Raw genomic sequence first — 18,098 nt, forward strand, 5'->3', positions numbered from 1 at the left:
TGATAATATTTTATGCAAATATAATAGTAATACTTTTAAATATGAAATTTTAACTTTTATTTATAAAAAAAGCTACTCGATTGGAGTAGCTTTTTTATAAATATTTGAATTAATTAGACTTATAACAAAGAATGACAAGTCATAACCACTGGTTTTTCAACTCCCATTAATTCTAAAATTGTTGGAGCAATATCACCTAAAACTCCATCATGGATTTCTTTCAAATCTTTGTCTACCAAAATAATTGGAACTGGATTTGTTGTATGGGCTGTATTAGGACTTCCATCAGGATTAATCATAGTTTCACAGTTTCCGTGGTCAGCAATTACTATAGTAGTGTAATTATGGGCTAATGCTGTTGTAATTACTTTTTCGACACATTTGTCAACGGCTTCACAAGCTTGTATTGCAGCACTCATAATCCCTGTATGACCTACCATATCGCCATTGGCAAAATTAAGACATACAAAATCTACTTCTTCTTTCTCCAGTTCAGGAACTAAAGCATCTGTCAATTCAAATGCGCTCATTTCTGGTTGCAAATCATAAGTTGCTACTTTTGGAGAATTTTTCAAGATGCGACTTTCGCCAGCAAAAGGTAGTTCTCTACCGCCAGAAAAGAAGAAAGTCACGTGAGGATATTTCTCAGTTTCGGCTATTCGAATTTGTTTTTTGTGTGCTTTTTCTAAAACTTCACCAAGAGTTTCGGTAATGTTGTCTTTATTATAAACAACTTTTACGTTTTTATACGTTTCGTCATAATTGGTAAGCGTTACATAATACAAATTCAATTTGTGCATGTTCTGCTCATGAAAATCTTCTTGAGATAGTGCTTCAGTCAATTCTCTTCCTCTATCTGTTCTGAAATTGAAGAAAATAACAACATCATCTTCCTCAATTGTAGCTAGTGGTTTGTCATTATCATCCACCATAACCATTGGATTAATAAATTCATCAGTTACATTATTTTTGTAACTTTCTTCTATTGATGCTACGGCATTTTTTGAATGAGTTCCAGTTCCGTTTACTACTAAATCGTAGGCAAGTTTTACTCTTTCCCATCGTTTATCACGATCCATGGCATAATAACGTCCAATAACGGAAGCTATTTTCACGGTAGTATTAGCGATATAGTTTTCTAAATTCTCAATGTAAGTTACGCCTGATTTTGGATCTACGTCACGACCATCTGTAAAGGCATGAACATAAACTTTTTGCAATCCGTATTGTTGCGTTGCATCAATCAAACCTCGTAAATGTGAAGTATGAGAGTGAACACCACCATCAGAAACCAATCCTAAGAAGTGTACTTTTTTATTGTTTTCTTTAGCAAAAGTAAAAGCATCAACTAATACTTGTTCTTTAGCCAAAGTATTATGAGCTACGGCAAGATTTATTTTGGCTAAATCCTGATAAACGATTCGTCCGGCACCAAGGTTCATATGACCTACTTCGCTGTTTCCCATTTGTCCTTCTGGCAAACCTACGTTTAGACCATCAGTTCTAAGTTGGGCACTTGGGTAATTTTTATAAAGGCTATTTATAAATGGTACATTAGCATTATCAATTGCAGATACCTTAGGGTCAGGAGATTTTCCCCAACCATCCAAAATCATAAGAATTACTTTTTTGTTCATCGTATTATATTTTGAACAAAGATAAAGTATTTCTAAAAATGTTCGAAGTAATAGAAATCACTATTATTCATTCGTAACATAACAATAACAAATAATGATAATTTTGTTGTAGAAACCGTAGTTTTTTAAAATTAATGCAACTTAAAATTTATTTTTTATGGCGTTATAGTCTATGAAATAACGAATACTTATAGATAAAACATGTTTAAGTTGATCATTGGTCAGTAAAGTAGTAACGTTTCTTCCAAAATCTTTGTCGATTTCTTTTTGAAAATTCGCTGCATTGTTTCTATATAAAATAGAGACTTCACTTCCAGGGGCAAACCACCAAGAATAGGATAAATCAGCATTCCAAGAATAAAAACTTGAGTTTCTGTTTTCGGTAAAATTCGTGTAATCCTTTAATCTTCCGTTTTGTTCGAGAGAGAGGAAATTTTTATTTTCGGCAAAGGACCAATATTGTCGTAAAGAAAGGTTAAAAGTCATTTTACTGTTGACAGAGTATTTGCCAGTAAGCGAATTAGAATAGGTAATTACGTTTCTATTAGCAAATAGTATGGTGTTTGGCGTTGCTGAATTTAAATCGTCATTAATACTATCTATATACCCTTTGTTATTGTTTTGTCTAAAAAAGTTAAAGCTGTAATTTAATGCAAATTTATCGTTGAAGCGGTATCTTGGACCAAATAAAAATCCATATGAATTTCTTCCAGGTTCGCTTAAAACAGCAAAAGAAGGATTAAAGTCTATTGCAAATTTATTATTGTAATTAGAAGAAAAGTAGAACCAGCCTCCCATTCTTTTCGGGAAAATTAGCGGTCTGTTTTCTGTTCTGGACTCATAATAATCATAGGACTCAATAGGATTTATATTGATGCCTAATCCAAAATAATGATTTTGTTTATTATTAGAATTTATATTTATGTTGATGTTATTTCCCTGAATTTTCCCTGTCTCTTTTTGAAATTGAGTATATACATTGAAATTCGCAACGAATGTGTTGAAGTATTTTGTGGGATTTAATATTCTATAATTTGCATTTCCATAAATAGCATAATAGTTAGTTTCAAAATTAATGCCTAAATCATTACTGTCGAAACTTTTAGATACTATTTCTGTTCCAAGGCTGTATCTGTATTTTCCGGAAGTTTCTCCAAAATTTAATGAAGTGAAAGTCCCTTTCTGATCCTCAGTATCGTTTATGTAACTGTATTTAAAATTTCCAGAGAGGTTATACGTGTTTTTCTTCGTGTTTAAATCCCAAACTAATGCAGAAACATTTCCGTCCCGAAAAGCACCGTTTCTGGTAACATTAGTATTGATAAATGAAACGGAAGAATTTTTGCGAAAGCGTTGGTCTAGAACCAAAACATTATAATTGCTTAATGGCTCTACCAGCTCTCTTCTGGTTTTATTAGTTTCATTATTCTCAATTGTGGCATATGTTTTTTCAGTGACAGCGTTAAGGATTCCTATTCCTAAACCATCTTTGGTTCTTCCGGATATTTTTAACGCATTGATAAGGTTGACACTCGACGGATTGTCAATTATTTTTTCGTTACTCTCAATTTTAGGATAAACTGAAGGTCTTCCACCAATTCTTCTTGAATAGAGTAAATTTCCTTTACTGAATAGATCCGTTCCTTCTGTAAAAAAAGGTCTGTTTTCATTAAATTGTTGTTCGAATGGTCCTAAATTTAAAATTTGGTCATCGTATTTTGTTTGCCCAAAATCAGGGATAAGTATGGCATCAAGCGTAAATGCGTCGTTTATACCGTATTTTATATCCAAACCACCTTTGATGGTTCCCGTAGTTTTTTGTTGTGAATTTGCATTTACATAAAAAGAAGAATAGGGTAAAAGAAAGAGTCGGGTAGGAGTTTTGATATTTTCAATTCCTTCGAGAACTCCGGTTTGTTGTGTAAAAGTGCCAATTTTTGAATCGATAAAATTCCAACTGTATTTTTGACGATCCCTTTTTATTTCCCTAAAAAAATTAAGTCCCCAAGTTTGTTTTTTCTCCCCCGAAAAGCGCAGTGCAGCATATGGAATTCGCATTTCAACAACCCACCCGAAATCAGTGATTACAGCTTTACTTTTCCAAACTCCATCCCATGAGTAATCCTCCCCGTTTGTATCAGTTCCTATACAATCTGCTTGCCCATCTGATGCCGAGACAATAAAGCGAAAATCTTGTTGCCCATCATTATAACCATTTACAAAAACCCCAAAAATATCAGAAGCCCCAAAATTATCTCTCTGGGAGATTTCTTTTAATATTTTATTAGGTTCGTTATCATACATTAATGCAGCAACATATATGGCGTCATTGTCATATAAAACTTTTATCTCAGTTTTTTTATTGTCAGCAATAGGCTTTCCGTTATCTGGTTCAAACATGATAAAATCTTTAGCCACAGGTGCTGATTTCCATGCATCTTCATCTATTTTTCCATCAATTGTTATGTTGTCTGTGATGAATTTTGTTTGTAACGTTTTTTTTTGGCTGTAGCCAAACAATGAAAAAAGAAGCGTAATTATAAGGAGTAATTTTCTCATGTAATTTTGATTGAAGTTGATTGAAGTTGATTGATTTTGATGATTGTTGTGATTCTTTTAATCGAATTAGAAGAATAGACTGTGTTTTTTAAAATTTGTTACAGTTTTGTGATAAAAAAAATAAGCGGAATTTAATTAAATAAAAAAATGAGATCGAAAAGAAGTGTTTTCAATCTCATTTTATGAGGCTTTGTTTTTGGGGTTAAAATTTATTTTTTACCACATTGTAATCAATAAAGTACCGAAGGCTAATTGAAAAAATATTAGTCAGGTTACTATCGAAAACATTTTTGAAATTAGTAGACAAATCTTTTTGAACATTTCTAGTGCTTTCCAGGGCGTAATTTCGGTATAAAATGGAGATTTCACTACCTGGGGCAAACCACCAGGAATAAGATAAATCAAAATTCCATGAATTGAAATTTCTGTTTTTATTTAATGAATAAGTATTGTTTTGGAATAAATAACCATTATCCTGTAAAGTAAGGAATCCATGATTTTGAGAATATGACCAGTAATAACGCGCCGTTAAGTTTAGTGTCATTTTATTGGTTATGGCATATTTTCCTGTAAGGTCATTTTGTAATATTTCCCTGTTACGCTCCGCAAAAATAATTCCTGTGTTATCTTGATCAACCCAACCTTTGTCATTTGTTTTTCTAGTATATTGGAAACCATGTGCTAAGGAAAGTTTATCGTTGAATCGATATTTGATGCTACCGTTTAACATGTAAATTGCTCTTTGGTTTTCATCAAATTTAGTTATTGATGTTTCAACTTCATAAGTAAATGGTTTGTTTTGATCACTAACAAAAGCGCCATATACGAAAATGCTTTTAGGTATATAAACATATCTTCCTACTTCTCGAGGTTCATAAAAATCATATCTATCTAGTGGATTTATTCTTAAAAAGAATTCAAAATAATTATTTTTTAAGGTTGTTGCTTTTATTTGGGTAATAGAATAGGCTTCCTGTGTTTTTCCTGATGTATTTTGGTTTTCTAAACTTATTTCTTGATATATTTTAAATGAGTTGAATTTATTTGTTGGATTTAATATTCTATAGCTCCCATTTGCGGTAACACTATTGTAATTCGTGTAATAAATTATTCCAAGATCATTTATATCGTAATCTTTTGATATGTATTTTGCTGAAAGTATATATCTGTATTTTCCACTTGTTTTTGCGAAATTTAATTCTGTTTTATATCCATCGTAATCTTCAATTGTATTGATCGAACTGTATTTGAAATCGCCATATAAATTATACGTGTTTGCTTTTGTTTTCAAATCGAATAATGCTGCTGAAACATTAGCATCTCTAAAGTTACCATAACGAGTTGTATTTGTATTTATAAATGATACCGATGAGTTTTGATTAAAACGTTGGTCTAATACCAGTATGTTATAATTAGTTAGAGGTTCTACTACCTCTTTTCTAGTTTCGTTAGTGTCATTATTAACAATGGTGGCGTAAGTTTTTTTTGTGACAGCATTCAAAAAGCCTATTCCCAAACCTTTTTCTGTTCTTCCGGATACTTTTACAGCATTTAGTAAGTTGACTGTGCTGGGATAATTTGTTATTTCTTCATTTGCTTCAATTGTAGGTACTGTGCTTGGAGCTCCGCCAATTCTTCTGGAATAAAACAGACCTCCTTTATTAAATAAATTAGTTCCTTCAGTAAAAAACGGCCTGTTTTCATCCAGTTTTTGTTCAAAAGGTTCAAGATTTAAAATGGCATTGTCAAATTTAGTCTGTCCAAAATCTGGGACCACGATAGCATCTAAAGTAAAGGAATCATTGATTCCGTATTTTATATCTAAACCAGCCTTAAAAGTAGTTCCTGAGGCGATATCATTTTTTTGGTAATAACCGGATGAGTAGGGTATGAAAAAAAGTCGAGTAGGAGGTTTTATATTTTCAATTCCATCAAGAATCCCTGCTTGCGGAATTATAGCGCCAATTTTTGTGTCAACATGATTCCAAGTATATTTTTGATTGTCACGTTTTATTTCTCGCGTAAAATTCAAACCCCAAGTTTGTTTTCCAGTATTTGTGAATCGTAAAGCTGCATAGGGAATTTTCATTTCAACGACCCAACCAAAGTCGGTTAATGTTACTTCGCTATCCCAAATGGCGTCCCATGTAAAATCTTCGCTCTCTTCGGTTGCTAAACAATCTGCTTGAACACCTGCTGAACTCACAAAAAAGCGAAAATCTTGTTGTCCATCATTGAAACCATTGATATAAACAGAAAAATTATCGGAAACTCCAAAAACATCACGGTTTGTGATTTCTTTTTTTATTTTAGTAGGATCATCATCATATAATGTTGCAGCAATATAAATGGCGTCATTATCATATAGTATTCGGACTTCCGTTTTCTTAGTATTGTTTATTGGTTTTCCATTATCAGGTTCAAACATTACAAAATCAGTAGCTACGGAGCTTTTTTCCCAAATTGTTTCGTTAATTTTTCCGTCAATGGAAATGTGTTCTGTAGTAGATTTTGCTAAAAGCACCTTTTTTTGGCTATAGATATTAAAACTATAGAATATTAAAAAAATTAGTACTGTAGACTGAAATTTGAGCATAAATTAGGAATGTGTTAAAACAAAAATAACAAAATTAACGTATAAAGTGATTTTTTTGCAGTTTTTTACTCAATATTTTAATCAGTTAATTCGTTAGTATGGTTTAAAGTTTTGTTAATTGCTTTTTAATTCTTGTTTTTTGGAGTACGTTTGCAATCCCGAATTAATTTATAACTTAAAGAAAATCAATGATTTATAAGATATTTCCTGCCGTTTTGTTTATGCTGGTTTCATTCACTTCGAGCAAAACAAGTTTTTCTGAACCAAAGAGTAATAAATCAGTAGTTTATGCCAAAACGGTAAACTCTAGTGTAGAAGCTACTATTGAAAAGGCATATAATAATTTGCATTCCAACGAATTTGCCTTACCTAAATTAGAAGGTTTTTCAGAAGCTTTAAAAGGATATTATTTGTTGAAAGAAAAAGGATTGATCAAGAAAGATATTTTAACCTTAGTTGATTTTAGTCTGTCATCCAATACAAAAAGACTTTGGGTTATTAACTTGACAACAGGTGACATCTTGTTTAATACGCTTGTTGCACATGGAAGAAATACTGGCGATGAATTTGCGTCTACTTTTTCAAATTCAGCCGAATCCTATAAAAGCAGTTTAGGATTTTATGCAACTGGTGAGATTTATAATGGTAAACACGGCATGTCGCTCAAATTAGATGGTTTAGAAAAAGGAGTTAACGACAACGCAAGAGCAAGAGGTGTCGTTATGCATGCAGCTGAATATGTTTCTAGCTCATTCATAAAAAACAATCATAGATTAGGACGAAGTCAAGGTTGTCCAGCGGTACCTGTAGAATTATCTAAAGAAATTATTAGTGCAATAAAAGATAAGTCATGTTTCTTTATTTATCATCCATCAAGAACTTTTAAATTGGCTTCAGAGTTAGTTTCTTAATTTCTTGTATAAATCTGTATCAAGATTATAAATATCATCTCTAAAAATCAATTTGTTGTTTTCGCTCCAAGCAGTCCAATACAATAAGTGAAAGGAAACATCTTTTTTTATTTTTATAAATTTTGTTTTTTCGTTTTGTAAAATAGTTGTGATTTTTTCGATGTTCCAATTCATGGGATCGTTAAGTAAATATTCTGTCAATTCCAGTGGATTGTCAACTCTAACACAACCAGAGCTCAACGAGCGATCAATTTTATCAAAATAATCCCTATGATTCGTGTCGTGTAAATAAACGGAGAAACGGTTTGGAAAAATAATTTTAACCATGCCTAATGAATTAAAAGTTCCCGGATTTTGTACATAGCGGTAGTTTTTTGCTTGTGCTAGTTGCCATTCATATGGATTTACTATTCTTCCATTGCTGTCGTATACTTTAATGTTCGATTTGGCTAAGTAGTTTCTGCTTTTTAAAATTGCCGGAATAACATCTTCTCTCAAAATAGTTGGAGGAATCGTCCAAGTTGGATTAAAAACTACCTGCGTTAATTTAGAACTTAGGATTGGTGTTTTTCTTTTTGCTCTTCCTACTATTACTCTGTGTGTTCTCAAAGTATCGTTATCTTTAACTAATGTCAATTTATAATCAGGAATGTTTATAATTATGTATTCTTTTCCCATTTCTTTTGGATACCATTTCCAGCGCTCTAGATTAACAATAATTTGATGGATGCGTTGTTCTTTTGAAAAGTTCAATGAAGCAATTGTAGCTTCTCGGATAATCGGGTCAAGAGCTAAGCCATGAAGAACCTGAAATTTTTTTACAGCAATTGCCATTTCTTTGTCATAAATAGGAGTGAGGCTGTCTTTGGGTTGCAAATCTTTCCAATAAATTAATCTTTTTTTAATATCAATTATAGACGGATTAGTGTCATTTGGAGAAATGCTTCCAGTAATTTTTAGATTTTTAAAATTATCTGTCGAAAATGTTTTAATTAGTGCAAGTGCTTTTTTTAATCTTTTGTAAACAATATGATTGGGTTTTAATTGGTCGATTTTATAGGGCAATGAATCGCTGTTTAATAATTGAGTAACTGTTTCGTTTAAGTTGATATAATTTTCTTTTAACTCCCAATTTTTATAAAGCTTCCTTGGGTTTAATATTCCGTTTGTTAAATGGGAAATGTATTTTTCAAGACTTGAAGTTAGTAAAACATCGTATTTTGCTAAATCTATTGTATCTAGAGTAGCTGATTTTTTTTCAAAATCAAGTAGTTTTTTTATTTTGTAATCCTCTGGATTCAATCCTTCTTCATCAGATTTAAGGAGTTCTGCTAAAATTATTTTTCTATTTTTATCGGATTGCCAAACGGTTTTGTAATTATTCGATTTATAAAAATCAGAAAGTATTTTGTTGTTGAAATAGGTTACTAAAGTAGTGTCAATTCTAATTGATTTTTCATTAGAACGAACATGAGAATTTGGGGTCTCTTTTTTCAAGATTACCTCACTTTTTAGTTCTTCTTTTTTGCAGTTTATGACTGAATATAATGCTAGTATTAGAAATAATTTTTTCATCACTCGTTGTTTTTAAACATGACAAATCGTTCCTTTTTTTATTTATTTGAAAAGACAATCCTCTACCTTGGTTGCTCATCTTTTAAATATCCATTGCATCTTTTCTAAGATTAAATCAAATTAAATTGCATTTTGGACTTAACAATATTTCTCAGAACTAAGAATGAGTCTTTGGTTAATTTTTTTTGATTTTGTTTCAAAACTGTCGTTCCTCGAATTTAATACTGTTTTCTACATCAAATAAATCGGTTTTTGCTTTCAATACGCTATGACTTCAATAAGATTATTCCAGTCTAACCGGTCAAAATGAGTGTTAGTTTGAAAATTATCGATGTTTAAATGGCGACTATCTATCAATTTATCTGCTCAAAGTACAGGATGTCGTATCAAAAAAGCCTAGAATGAATAGAAGTGGTTGATGTTTTACATTATTTTTTGAACTATTTTTTTTAGCTTTATAAAGGTATAATATTTTCATATTAAATTCTTTATGATTTTTATCGGCTTTAATAAAAAAGATTAAGGCGAGTAGTTTGTGTTTTTTCAGAAAAAAAACTTGCATTGAAGCAGAATTATTATTTATATTTGCACCGTTGTTAATGCGAAAGTAGCTCAGTTGGTAGAGCTCCAGCCTTCCAAGCTGGTTGTCGCGAGTTCGAGCCTCGTCTTTCGCTCTAAAACCTCAAATTTTGGTTTGAGGTTTTTTATTTAAATTTTGTCATGCGAAAGTAGCTCAGTTGGTAGAGCTCCAGCCTTCCAAGCTGGTTGTCGCGAGTTCGAGCCTCGTCTTTCGCTCTTTAAAGCCGAAACTTAATTGTTTCGGCTTTTTTATTTAATATAAATTCGTTTCTGAATTATTTTATAGCACTCAAATCACTGCCGCTTTCTAATTCTTCTGCCAATTGATTTTGTCTAAAAAGTCTCGCTGACAAATTCCCTCTTAAGATGGTTTTTTCGCCTTGAACCTCAAGCCAACTTCCTTCTCGTAATCCTAAAACAGGAACAGTATTAAATGCGTGAAATTCTTTGATTCGAGTTTCTCGTGTTTCGCCCATATGCGTGGATTGCTTATCAGCATCTAAATAATGCGGATTCAAATTAAAAGGAATTAATCCCAAAGTTTGAAAACTCGGGGGATAAATAATAGGCATGTCATTAGTGGTTTGCATAGTTAGTCCGCATATGTTACTACCAGCACTTGTCCCTAAATATGGAGTTCCTTTTTTAACAGTATCTGCAAGAACAGTCATGATTTTGTTTTTATACAATTGTGAAACCAGTAAAAAAGTATTACCGCCTCCAGTAAAAATTCCTTCAGCATTTTGAACGGCTTGTGCAGCATCTTCAAATTCGTGAATTCCTTTTACAGTTTTGTTTATTTTGGCAAAAGCCAAGGCAATTTTTGAAGTGTATTCCTCATGTGAAATCCCTCCAGAACGAGCATAGGGGATAAAAAGTATTGTTTTGCAATTTAGAAAATGCAAGCTTAATCTAGGTAGTAAATAGTCTAAATAATCTCCGCCATGAAGGACAGATGTACTGGCTATAATTATGTTTTTCATTGTATTTTGTTTTGAAAATAGTACATGTTAAAGATATAAAATTGTGTTTCTAATGGTGTATTTTATTGTTTTTAATTAACATATTTTTACCAAGCCATTAGTAATTAATTTAGAAGATAGTAGGATACTTTTACAGCTTACCAGTAATCAAAATTAGACGGTCATCTGATGAGTAGAGTTGTATGTATTTTTTTTATTTTAGTAGCTTCTAAAGTTTTTGCCCAAGAACCTGTTCCGGGAAAATTGAAGGGAAAGGTTATTGCTGATATGTCAGATTTAGAAGGGATTTATATTATAAATTTAAAAACTGAAAAAGCTGCAATTACTGAAAAAGGCGGTTATTTTGCAATTGCTGCTGTTGCAGGTGATACCTTACTCTTTTCTGCTATGCAGTTCAAAGGTGTTCGGGTGGTTTTAACGCAAAAAACTTTTGAAAACGAATTGCTTTTTGTTAAAATGGAGCCCATTATGAATCAATTAAAAGAGGTTGTTGTTAGAAGGGGTTTTGATAATATCAATGCCGTTTCTCTTGGGATAATTCCAAAAGGACAAAAATCATATACGGTTGCTGAACGTAAATTATATACCGCCACTGATCTTAATGCATCGGCAAGTTTGTCTGGAATGGCCGGTGGTTCAATTTCTGCAGACCCATTGCTTAACTTTCTTTCCGGGAGAACACGCATGCTCAAAAAGCAATTGGAAGTAGAGAAGAAAGAGTTTTATTTAAAGCAATTGGAAAATCTATTTGCAGTTGAACATTTTGTAAATACATTGAAAATTCCTTCTGAATATGTAAAAGGATTTGAGTATTTTGCTGTTGAAAATATTAAATTCACCAAAATTTTGGACACAAAAAATAAAACTACAATTGAATTTTTATTGGGTGAATTAGCGAATAAATATAACGAAATAATAGCCAGTGAAAATAAATAATACCTTGCTGTTTTTTTTATTTTTCATCACTATTGTTACTTTTGGACAAACAACTATTGAAAAAGAAATTAAAGGAAAAATTAGTGCTGATACAATTGCAGTTGAAGGCATAAATATCGTCAATTCGACAACTGAAAAAGCAACCACAACAGATAAGAATGGCTCTTTTTTACTATTTGTAAAAGAAGGGGATATTTTAGTTTTTTCTGCTGTAAATCTTGTAACTTTACATAAGAGAATAAGTAGGCAGGATTTAATACAGGATATCCTTAAGATTCAAATGACACCTAAAAGCATTGAACTTAAAGAAGTTATTGTTAATGAGAATCCTCAAATTACGGCTGAGAATTTAGGGATTATCCCTTACGGACAAAAAAAATATACTCCAGCAGAACGTAAATTATATACTGCAACTTCAGGAGGTGGGATTGACGGTTTGCTAAACACAATTTCAGGTCGTAAGACGATGCTTAAAAAAGAGATAGCAGTGGAAGGAAAAGAACAGTCTTTAAACCGAATTGCACCCATTTTTGAAGATAAATATTATACAGAAACCTTGAAAATTCCAACTGATTATATCAAAGGATTTCAATATTATTGCGTTGAAGATGCTGATTTTGCTGCTGCATTGAAATCTAAAAACAAAACATTAATTATGTTTCTGATTGTTGGATTGGCTGAAAATTATACTAAAATAATTACAAATGAAAAATAAAATCACATTACTGGTTTTGTGTTTATGTTGTCAATTTTGTTTTAGTCAATTGACTAGAAAAACGGTGTATGGTCAAGTCGTAAATGATTCAATCAAGCTTGAGAATGGTATTGTTTTTAATGTTAATGCTAAGACAGGAACGGTTATAAACCAAAAAGGATTTTTTAGCATTTTGGCAAAAGCAAAAGATACCTTAGTTTTTTCGGGTTTAGCTTTTAAATCCAGGAGAATGGTGCTTACTGAAAAAGATATGTCAACTCCGTTGTTAAGAGTAAAACTGATTGCTTTTGTCAACCAATTGCCAGAAGTAGTAGTTTCAGGAAATAAAAATTTAAATCCGATTACTGAAAACTCACAGAAGTATGTCGATAAACAGTATTTTGATGATACAAAGTCATCTCCAAAAAATAGAACGATGCCGCCCGATGGAAGTATTGAAAACGGAGTAAACTTTGTTCGAATTTATAAAGATGTCTTTAAAGTTTTGAGAAAAAATAATCCTGAGAAAACGGATTTTACTACCGATAAAGGTTTTACAGAACTCACAATGAATAAAGTTGGTTATTCCTTCTTTACTGAAACTTTGAAACTGAAGGATGACGAAATAGGTCTTTTTCTTATTTTTTGTGAAAATGACGCCAAATCAAAGGCATTTATGAAATCTAATAATGAATTTCAATTCATGGATTTCTTGGTTACAAAAAATAAAGAGTTTAAAAGAATTACTACTTTTGAAAAATGAAATCGCCATGATTCTAAAACCTAAATAAGATTGAAGAAAGGCAACACTATATTTCGATAAAAAAACAATAGAATCTTCGTATGAAAAAAACAATCCTATATACTTTTATTGGAGTTTTATTCCTAGGCTTAACGGCTTTTAGTGTTCATAAATTTTACATGGCGGTTTATCAGGTAAATTATGCTCCTGAAAAAAAAATGCTCCAAATTACATCCCGTATTTTTGTTGATGATTTGAATAAAGCTTTAGAAAAGAAGTATAATAAAAAAATGTACTTGGGATCCGAGAAAGAATCTCCTGAAGGGATTATTTTGCTTAAGAAGTATTTTTCAGAAAATTTTTTTATAAAAGTAAATGGACAATTAAAAACAATCAATTTTCTAAGTAAAGAATTGGAAGGCGATGTGCTTGTATGTTATTGTAGCATAAAAGAAATTAGAAAGATTAATACTATTGAAATTGGGAACACAATTTTGATCGATTGGAATTCGGAACAGCAAAATATAACCCATATTACAGTGTTGGGGGAGAAAAATAGTATCCTTTTTACTGATTCTAATAAAACCGGAATGTTAAAATATTGATATAATGCGAGAAATTTGTTAAAAATTATTATTTTCACGCCCTCAAATAATTTGCATTCTACACATGAAAAAAATCACTTTATTATTCCTTTTTCCAGTAATTTTATTTGCTCAAGAAAAAGCTCCTGTCGTAACTCCTAAGCAATCAGGTAAATATGATACGAACAAGTTTAGTCAAATGTATGATTTATTAGCTACACCTAATATGTTTCGTACAGCTTCCGGAGCTCCAGGGCCAGCTTATTATCAGCAGCAGGCTGATTACAAAATAGATGTCGAGCTGGATGATAGAAAAGCTAAATTAAGTGGATCAGAAACGGTAACCTATTATAATAATTCACCTGATATTTTAGATTATTTATGGGTGCAATTAGATCAAAATCAAGCAGCTAAGAATTCACAATCTCCTTTGGCTGAAAGTGAAAAAATAGAACAGGTTTTACCTGCTGAAAAATTTGCAAATGAATATTTGAAACAAGGACTAGACCGTGGATTTAATATTGAATATGTAAAAGATTTTAAAGGAAATCCTTTGTCATATACAATCAATCAAACCATGATGCGCATTAATCTGGTTACTCCTCTTAAACCAGGCGAAAAGTTTATATTTTCTACTAAATGGTGGTACAATATCAATGACTACATTAAAGATGGAGGTCGTTCGGGTTATGAACCATTCGAAAAAGAAGGGAATAAATTATATGTAATTGCTCAATTTTATCCAAGAATGGCAGTGTATAATGATGTTGAAGGATGGCAGAATATGCAGTTTTGGGGAGGTGGGGAATTTGCTTTGCCTTTTGGAAATTTTGATGTAAATATTACTGTTCCTGCAGATCACGTTATGGATGCAACAGGAGAATTAATGAATAGAAGCGAAGTGTTTACCCCAGCTCAGATTCAACGTTATGAATTAGCTAAAAAATCATTTGATAAGCCCGTCGTAATTGTAACTCAAGCAGAAGCAGAAGCAGCTGAAAAAGGTTTTTCTGATAAGAAAAAAACATGGAAATTTAGCGCTAAAAACGTTAGGGATTTTGGTATTGCCACCTCAAGAAAGTTTATTTATGATGCAATGGCAGTACAATTGAGTAATAAAGTGGTTATGGCTGAATCAGTGTATCCTAAAGAAGCAAATCCGCTTTGGGGGGAAACTTCTACAAGAACGGTTGCACATACCTTAAAAAGTTATTCGTCTCATACTTTTGATTATCCTTATCCAAAGGCGGTCTCTGTTTCGGCAGAAGATCAAGGAATGGAATATCCTATGATTTGCTGGAATTTTGGACGTCCAGATGCAAATGGAGTGACAAGTGAGCAAACTAAAAACGGAATGATTGGAGTTGTGATTCATGAAGTAGGCCATAACTTTTTTCCAATGATTGTGAATTCTGATGAGCGTCAATGGACTTGGATGGATGAAGGTTTGAATTCATTTATGGAATTTATGGCTGAACAAGAATTAGGGACAAATTTCCCATCTAGAAGAGGTCCAGCTAAAAACATTATTCCTTACATGAGCGGAGATCAAAAAATGTTGGAACCTATAATGTCTAACTCAGAGGGTATAATCCAGTTTGGAAATAATGCTTATGGAAAACCAGCAACGGGTCTTAATATTTTGAGAGAAACTATTATGGGAAGAGAGTTGTTTGACCATGCGTTTAAAGTATATGCTAACAGATGGAAATTCAAACACCCAACACCAGAAGATTTCTTTAGAACAATGGAAGATGCTTCGGCAGTAGATTTAGATTGGTTTTTTAGAGGATGGTTTTACTCTACTGACTTTGTTGATATTGGTATAAATGAAGTAAAACAATATTATGTTTCTGAAACTCCTACAACTGAGTTGAAAGATGTTAAAGTAAGAAAAGGACGTTTTGGATTAGATAAAGGACCATTTGTATATTTAATTTCAGATAAAAGTACAGAGCTGAATCCAGCTTCTAAGAAAGCTTTAAAAATTGATGAAGTAAAATTGCTTTCAGAATATGTAAGCCAAAACCTTACAGTCGAGGAACGTTCCACTTTGAAAACGCCTAAATACTTTTACGACGTAGAGTTTAATAAACCAGGAGGAATGATAATGCCTATTATTGTTGAAATTACTTATGAGGATGACACTAAAGAAAATTTCAAATACCCAGCACAAATCTGGAGAAAAAATAATGACACTGCCAAAAAAGTATACGCTACTGAAAAAGCAATTAAAAAAATTCAAATTGACCCAAAATTAGAAACTGCTGATATTGACGTAACCAATAACAGTTGGCCAAAACTGGAAGTAAAATCCAAATTTGATTAAATAATAAAAACAATAAAAAAAAGACTCCATCGGAGTCTTTTTTTTTGTGAAAAATTTAAAATACAGCAATTCAAAAAATGATATATTTGTAACCAAGAAAAATCTAAAATTATGTTTGGTATAGGGGGAGGCGAATTAATTTTTATAATGTTCATAGTACTGATGCTTTTTGGTTCGGATAAAGTGCCTGAAATAGCGCGTACTATGGGAAAAGCAATGGCTCAGATAAAAAATGCTACCAATGATATAAAAAGCGAAATTCAAAAAGGAGCAGAGTCGAATGGTTTTGATACAAAAACATTGACAGATATAAGAGGAAGTATTTCATCCGAAATTAATAAAGCTAAGGAGAATCTATTAGGCGATACTAGCTCGTTGACGGATATGACTGAAAATATAACCTCAGAAATTAATAAAGCCAAAGACAATCTTTTAAGTGAGACCACAACACATGTTGAAAAAGTAAAAGAAGGATTGGACGACCTGACAGGTCCTATAAAACGCCAAATGTAATGTTGGAAAAAATCCTGACTCTTGATACTGAGTTATTTATTTATTTGAACAGTCTCGGTTCCGAAACCTATGATGGATTATGGCTTTTTATAACCAAACAAATCAATTGGATTCCGTTATTTTTACTGCTAGGATACTTAATATTTAAGAAATTAGGAACAAAACAAACGCTGTATTTGTTGCTGTTTGTTGCAATTTTGTTAATAATCACAGACCAAACTACCAATTTATTCAAAAATGGATTTCAACGGTTAAGACCTTGTAATAATCCCGGTATCAATACGTTTATTCGCGTAGTAAAAAAGAGCAATTCTTTTAGTTTCTTTTCAGGGCATGCAGCTAATACTATGGCGGTAGCGACTTTTATTTACTTTAATTTCAAAGGTCAAATCAAATATCTTGGGTTCTTATTTTTATGGCCGTTAATATTTGCCTACAGTCGCATTTATTTGGGGTTGCATTATCCAGTAGACATTCTTACCGGCTATTTATGCGGGTTTGTTTTTGGATTCCTTATGTTTAAAATATACAAAGTAGTACAACGAAAATATTTTCCTCAATAAAAATTTGAGTTAGGTTTTGGAGCCATTTCCTGCTTTTCAATTCAATCTTTTTAACCGCTGAAAAAGCGGTAAAAAGGATTTTCGTTGCAATCAGGGCTAGGATATTTCTTTCCAAAAAGTCCATTTTGTCAAATTAGAAATAATGACAACCCGGAATTCCTCGACGAATAGCTTAATCCTAAAGAACCCGACTCACCGTCAATCCATCGCGAATAGGTAATAGAACCGTTTCTACTCGAGGATCATTTGCCAGTAATTTATTGTATTCCAGTAAAATTTTTGTGCTTAAATCTTTAGGGTTCAAAGGTTCAAGAACTTTGCCACTCCACAATACATTATCAGATAAGATAATTCCGCCCTTATTCATTTTTGGAACAATCAATTCAAAATAGTTGAGGTAATTGTCTTTGTCCGCATCAATAAAAACCAAATCAAATTTCACCTCAAGATTCGGAATGATTTCAGTAGCATCTCCTAAATGTTGAATAATTTGCTTTCCCCAGGGAGATTTGTCAAAATGCTTGCGCTGAAAATCTACTAGTTCTTCCTTGATGTCAATCGTATGTAATACGCCATTTTCCTGTATCCCCTCACATAGGCACAATGCCGAATAACCAGTATAAGTGCCAATTTCAAGAATAGTCACAGGACGAATCAATTTGGCTAACATACTCAAAACACGTCCTTGAAAATGACCACTCAACATTCTTGGTAATAAGATTTTTTGGTAGGTTTCTTTATTCAACGCAGCCAGTAAAGCCGGCTCTTTTTCAGAATGTTGTTCGATATAATCTTCTAATTCTTGGGAAATGAAATGCATTTTTGATTTTTTTTTCAATAGAACGCAAAGTTATCAAATTATCAAATCAACAAATCAACAAATTGTCATTAAATTTG

14 protein-coding genes and 2 tRNA genes are annotated in these 18,098 nt (G+C 32.1%); 10 read left to right on the plus strand and 6 right to left on the minus strand.

Annotated elements, in window-relative coordinates:
* Positions 1-119: 119 nt before the first annotated feature.
* From gpmI to T410_RS07390, 3 genes are all read right to left on the minus strand, one after another.
* A complete protein-coding gene (gpmI, locus tag T410_RS07380) occupies positions 120-1,637 on the minus strand; it encodes a 2,3-bisphosphoglycerate-independent phosphoglycerate mutase (protein WP_035670061.1) in 1,518 nt (505 codons plus the stop codon).
* A gap of 141 nt (positions 1,638-1,778) precedes the next feature.
* On the minus strand, positions 1,779-4,196 hold the full coding sequence (locus tag T410_RS07385) for a DUF5916 domain-containing protein (RefSeq protein ID WP_035670063.1): 2,418 nt from the start codon (positions 4,194-4,196) through the stop codon (positions 1,779-1,781).
* 202 nt (positions 4,197-4,398) lie between these two features.
* Complete coding sequence (locus tag T410_RS07390; protein ID WP_369793017.1) at positions 4,399-6,720, minus strand: DUF5916 domain-containing protein; 2,322 nt, start codon at positions 6,718-6,720, stop codon at positions 4,399-4,401.
* Positions 6,721-6,980: 260 nt separating this feature from the next.
* Here T410_RS07390 and T410_RS07395 point away from each other — a divergent pair, with 260 nt between their 5' ends.
* Entirely contained in the window at positions 6,981-7,703 is a 723-nt protein-coding gene (locus tag T410_RS07395; RefSeq protein ID WP_035670065.1) for a murein L,D-transpeptidase catalytic domain family protein, read from the plus strand.
* On the opposite strand, the gene T410_RS07400 is transcribed toward T410_RS07395, so the two are convergent.
* Positions 7,692-9,278 carry a murein L,D-transpeptidase gene (locus tag T410_RS07400; RefSeq protein WP_035670074.1) on the minus strand — a complete coding sequence of 529 codons (1,587 nt, stop codon included), beginning with the start codon at positions 9,276-9,278 and terminating at the stop codon, positions 7,692-7,694. The genes T410_RS07395 and T410_RS07400 overlap by 12 nt on opposite strands.
* Positions 9,279-9,879: 601 nt before the next feature.
* Here T410_RS07400 and T410_RS07410 point away from each other — a divergent pair.
* A tRNA-Gly gene (locus tag T410_RS07410) sits at positions 9,880-9,952 on the plus strand.
* A 48-nt stretch (positions 9,953-10,000) separates the two neighbouring features.
* Positions 10,001-10,073: transfer RNA gene (locus T410_RS07415), tRNA-Gly, on the plus strand.
* Between the two features lie 59 nt (positions 10,074-10,132).
* On the opposite strand, the gene pepE is transcribed toward T410_RS07415, so the two are convergent.
* A complete protein-coding gene (pepE, locus tag T410_RS07420) occupies positions 10,133-10,840 on the minus strand; it encodes a dipeptidase PepE (RefSeq protein ID WP_035670080.1) in 708 nt (235 codons plus the stop codon).
* 168 nt (positions 10,841-11,008) lie between these two features.
* Between pepE and T410_RS07425 the strand changes: the two genes are divergently transcribed.
* From T410_RS07425 to T410_RS07455, 7 genes are all read left to right on the plus strand, one after another.
* The gene (locus tag T410_RS07425; RefSeq protein ID WP_035670083.1) at positions 11,009-11,776 is read left to right on the plus strand and encodes a hypothetical protein; all 768 of its coding nucleotides are present in this window, start codon (positions 11,009-11,011) and stop codon (positions 11,774-11,776) included.
* Positions 11,763-12,491, plus strand: a complete 729-nt coding sequence (locus T410_RS07430) for a carboxypeptidase-like regulatory domain-containing protein (RefSeq protein ID WP_035670086.1) — start codon at positions 11,763-11,765, stop codon at positions 12,489-12,491. Before T410_RS07425 ends, T410_RS07430 begins: the two co-directional genes overlap by 14 nt.
* Entirely contained in the window at positions 12,481-13,233 is a 753-nt protein-coding gene (locus T410_RS07435; RefSeq protein ID WP_035670088.1) for a hypothetical protein, read from the plus strand. Before T410_RS07430 ends, T410_RS07435 begins: the two co-directional genes overlap by 11 nt.
* A gap of 80 nt (positions 13,234-13,313) precedes the next feature.
* Positions 13,314-13,817: a DUF6702 family protein gene (locus T410_RS07440; RefSeq protein WP_035670090.1), complete on the plus strand. Its 504-nt coding sequence runs from the start codon at positions 13,314-13,316 to the stop codon at positions 13,815-13,817.
* 64 nt (positions 13,818-13,881) lie between these two features.
* On the plus strand, positions 13,882-16,125 hold the full coding sequence (locus tag T410_RS07445; protein WP_035670093.1) for a M1 family metallopeptidase: 2,244 nt from the start codon (positions 13,882-13,884) through the stop codon (positions 16,123-16,125).
* Between the two features lie 111 nt (positions 16,126-16,236).
* Positions 16,237-16,638, plus strand: a complete 402-nt coding sequence (locus tag T410_RS07450; RefSeq protein ID WP_035670095.1) for a twin-arginine translocase TatA/TatE family subunit — start codon at positions 16,237-16,239, stop codon at positions 16,636-16,638.
* A complete protein-coding gene (locus T410_RS07455) occupies positions 16,638-17,201 on the plus strand; it encodes a phosphatase PAP2 family protein (RefSeq protein WP_035670097.1) in 564 nt (187 codons plus the stop codon). Before T410_RS07450 ends, T410_RS07455 begins: the two co-directional genes overlap by 1 nt.
* 178 nt (positions 17,202-17,379) lie before the next feature.
* Here the strand turns inward: T410_RS07455 and T410_RS07460 are convergent, their stop codons facing one another.
* Positions 17,380-18,021 (minus strand): O-methyltransferase, encoded by a 642-nt coding sequence (locus T410_RS07460; protein WP_035670100.1) that lies wholly within the window; start codon positions 18,019-18,021, stop codon positions 17,380-17,382.
* Positions 18,022-18,098 lie beyond the last annotated feature (77 nt).

It is taken from the genome of Flavobacterium sp. 83 (genome assembly GCF_000744835.1).
Lineage (GTDB): Bacteria > Bacteroidota > Bacteroidia > Flavobacteriales > Flavobacteriaceae > Flavobacterium.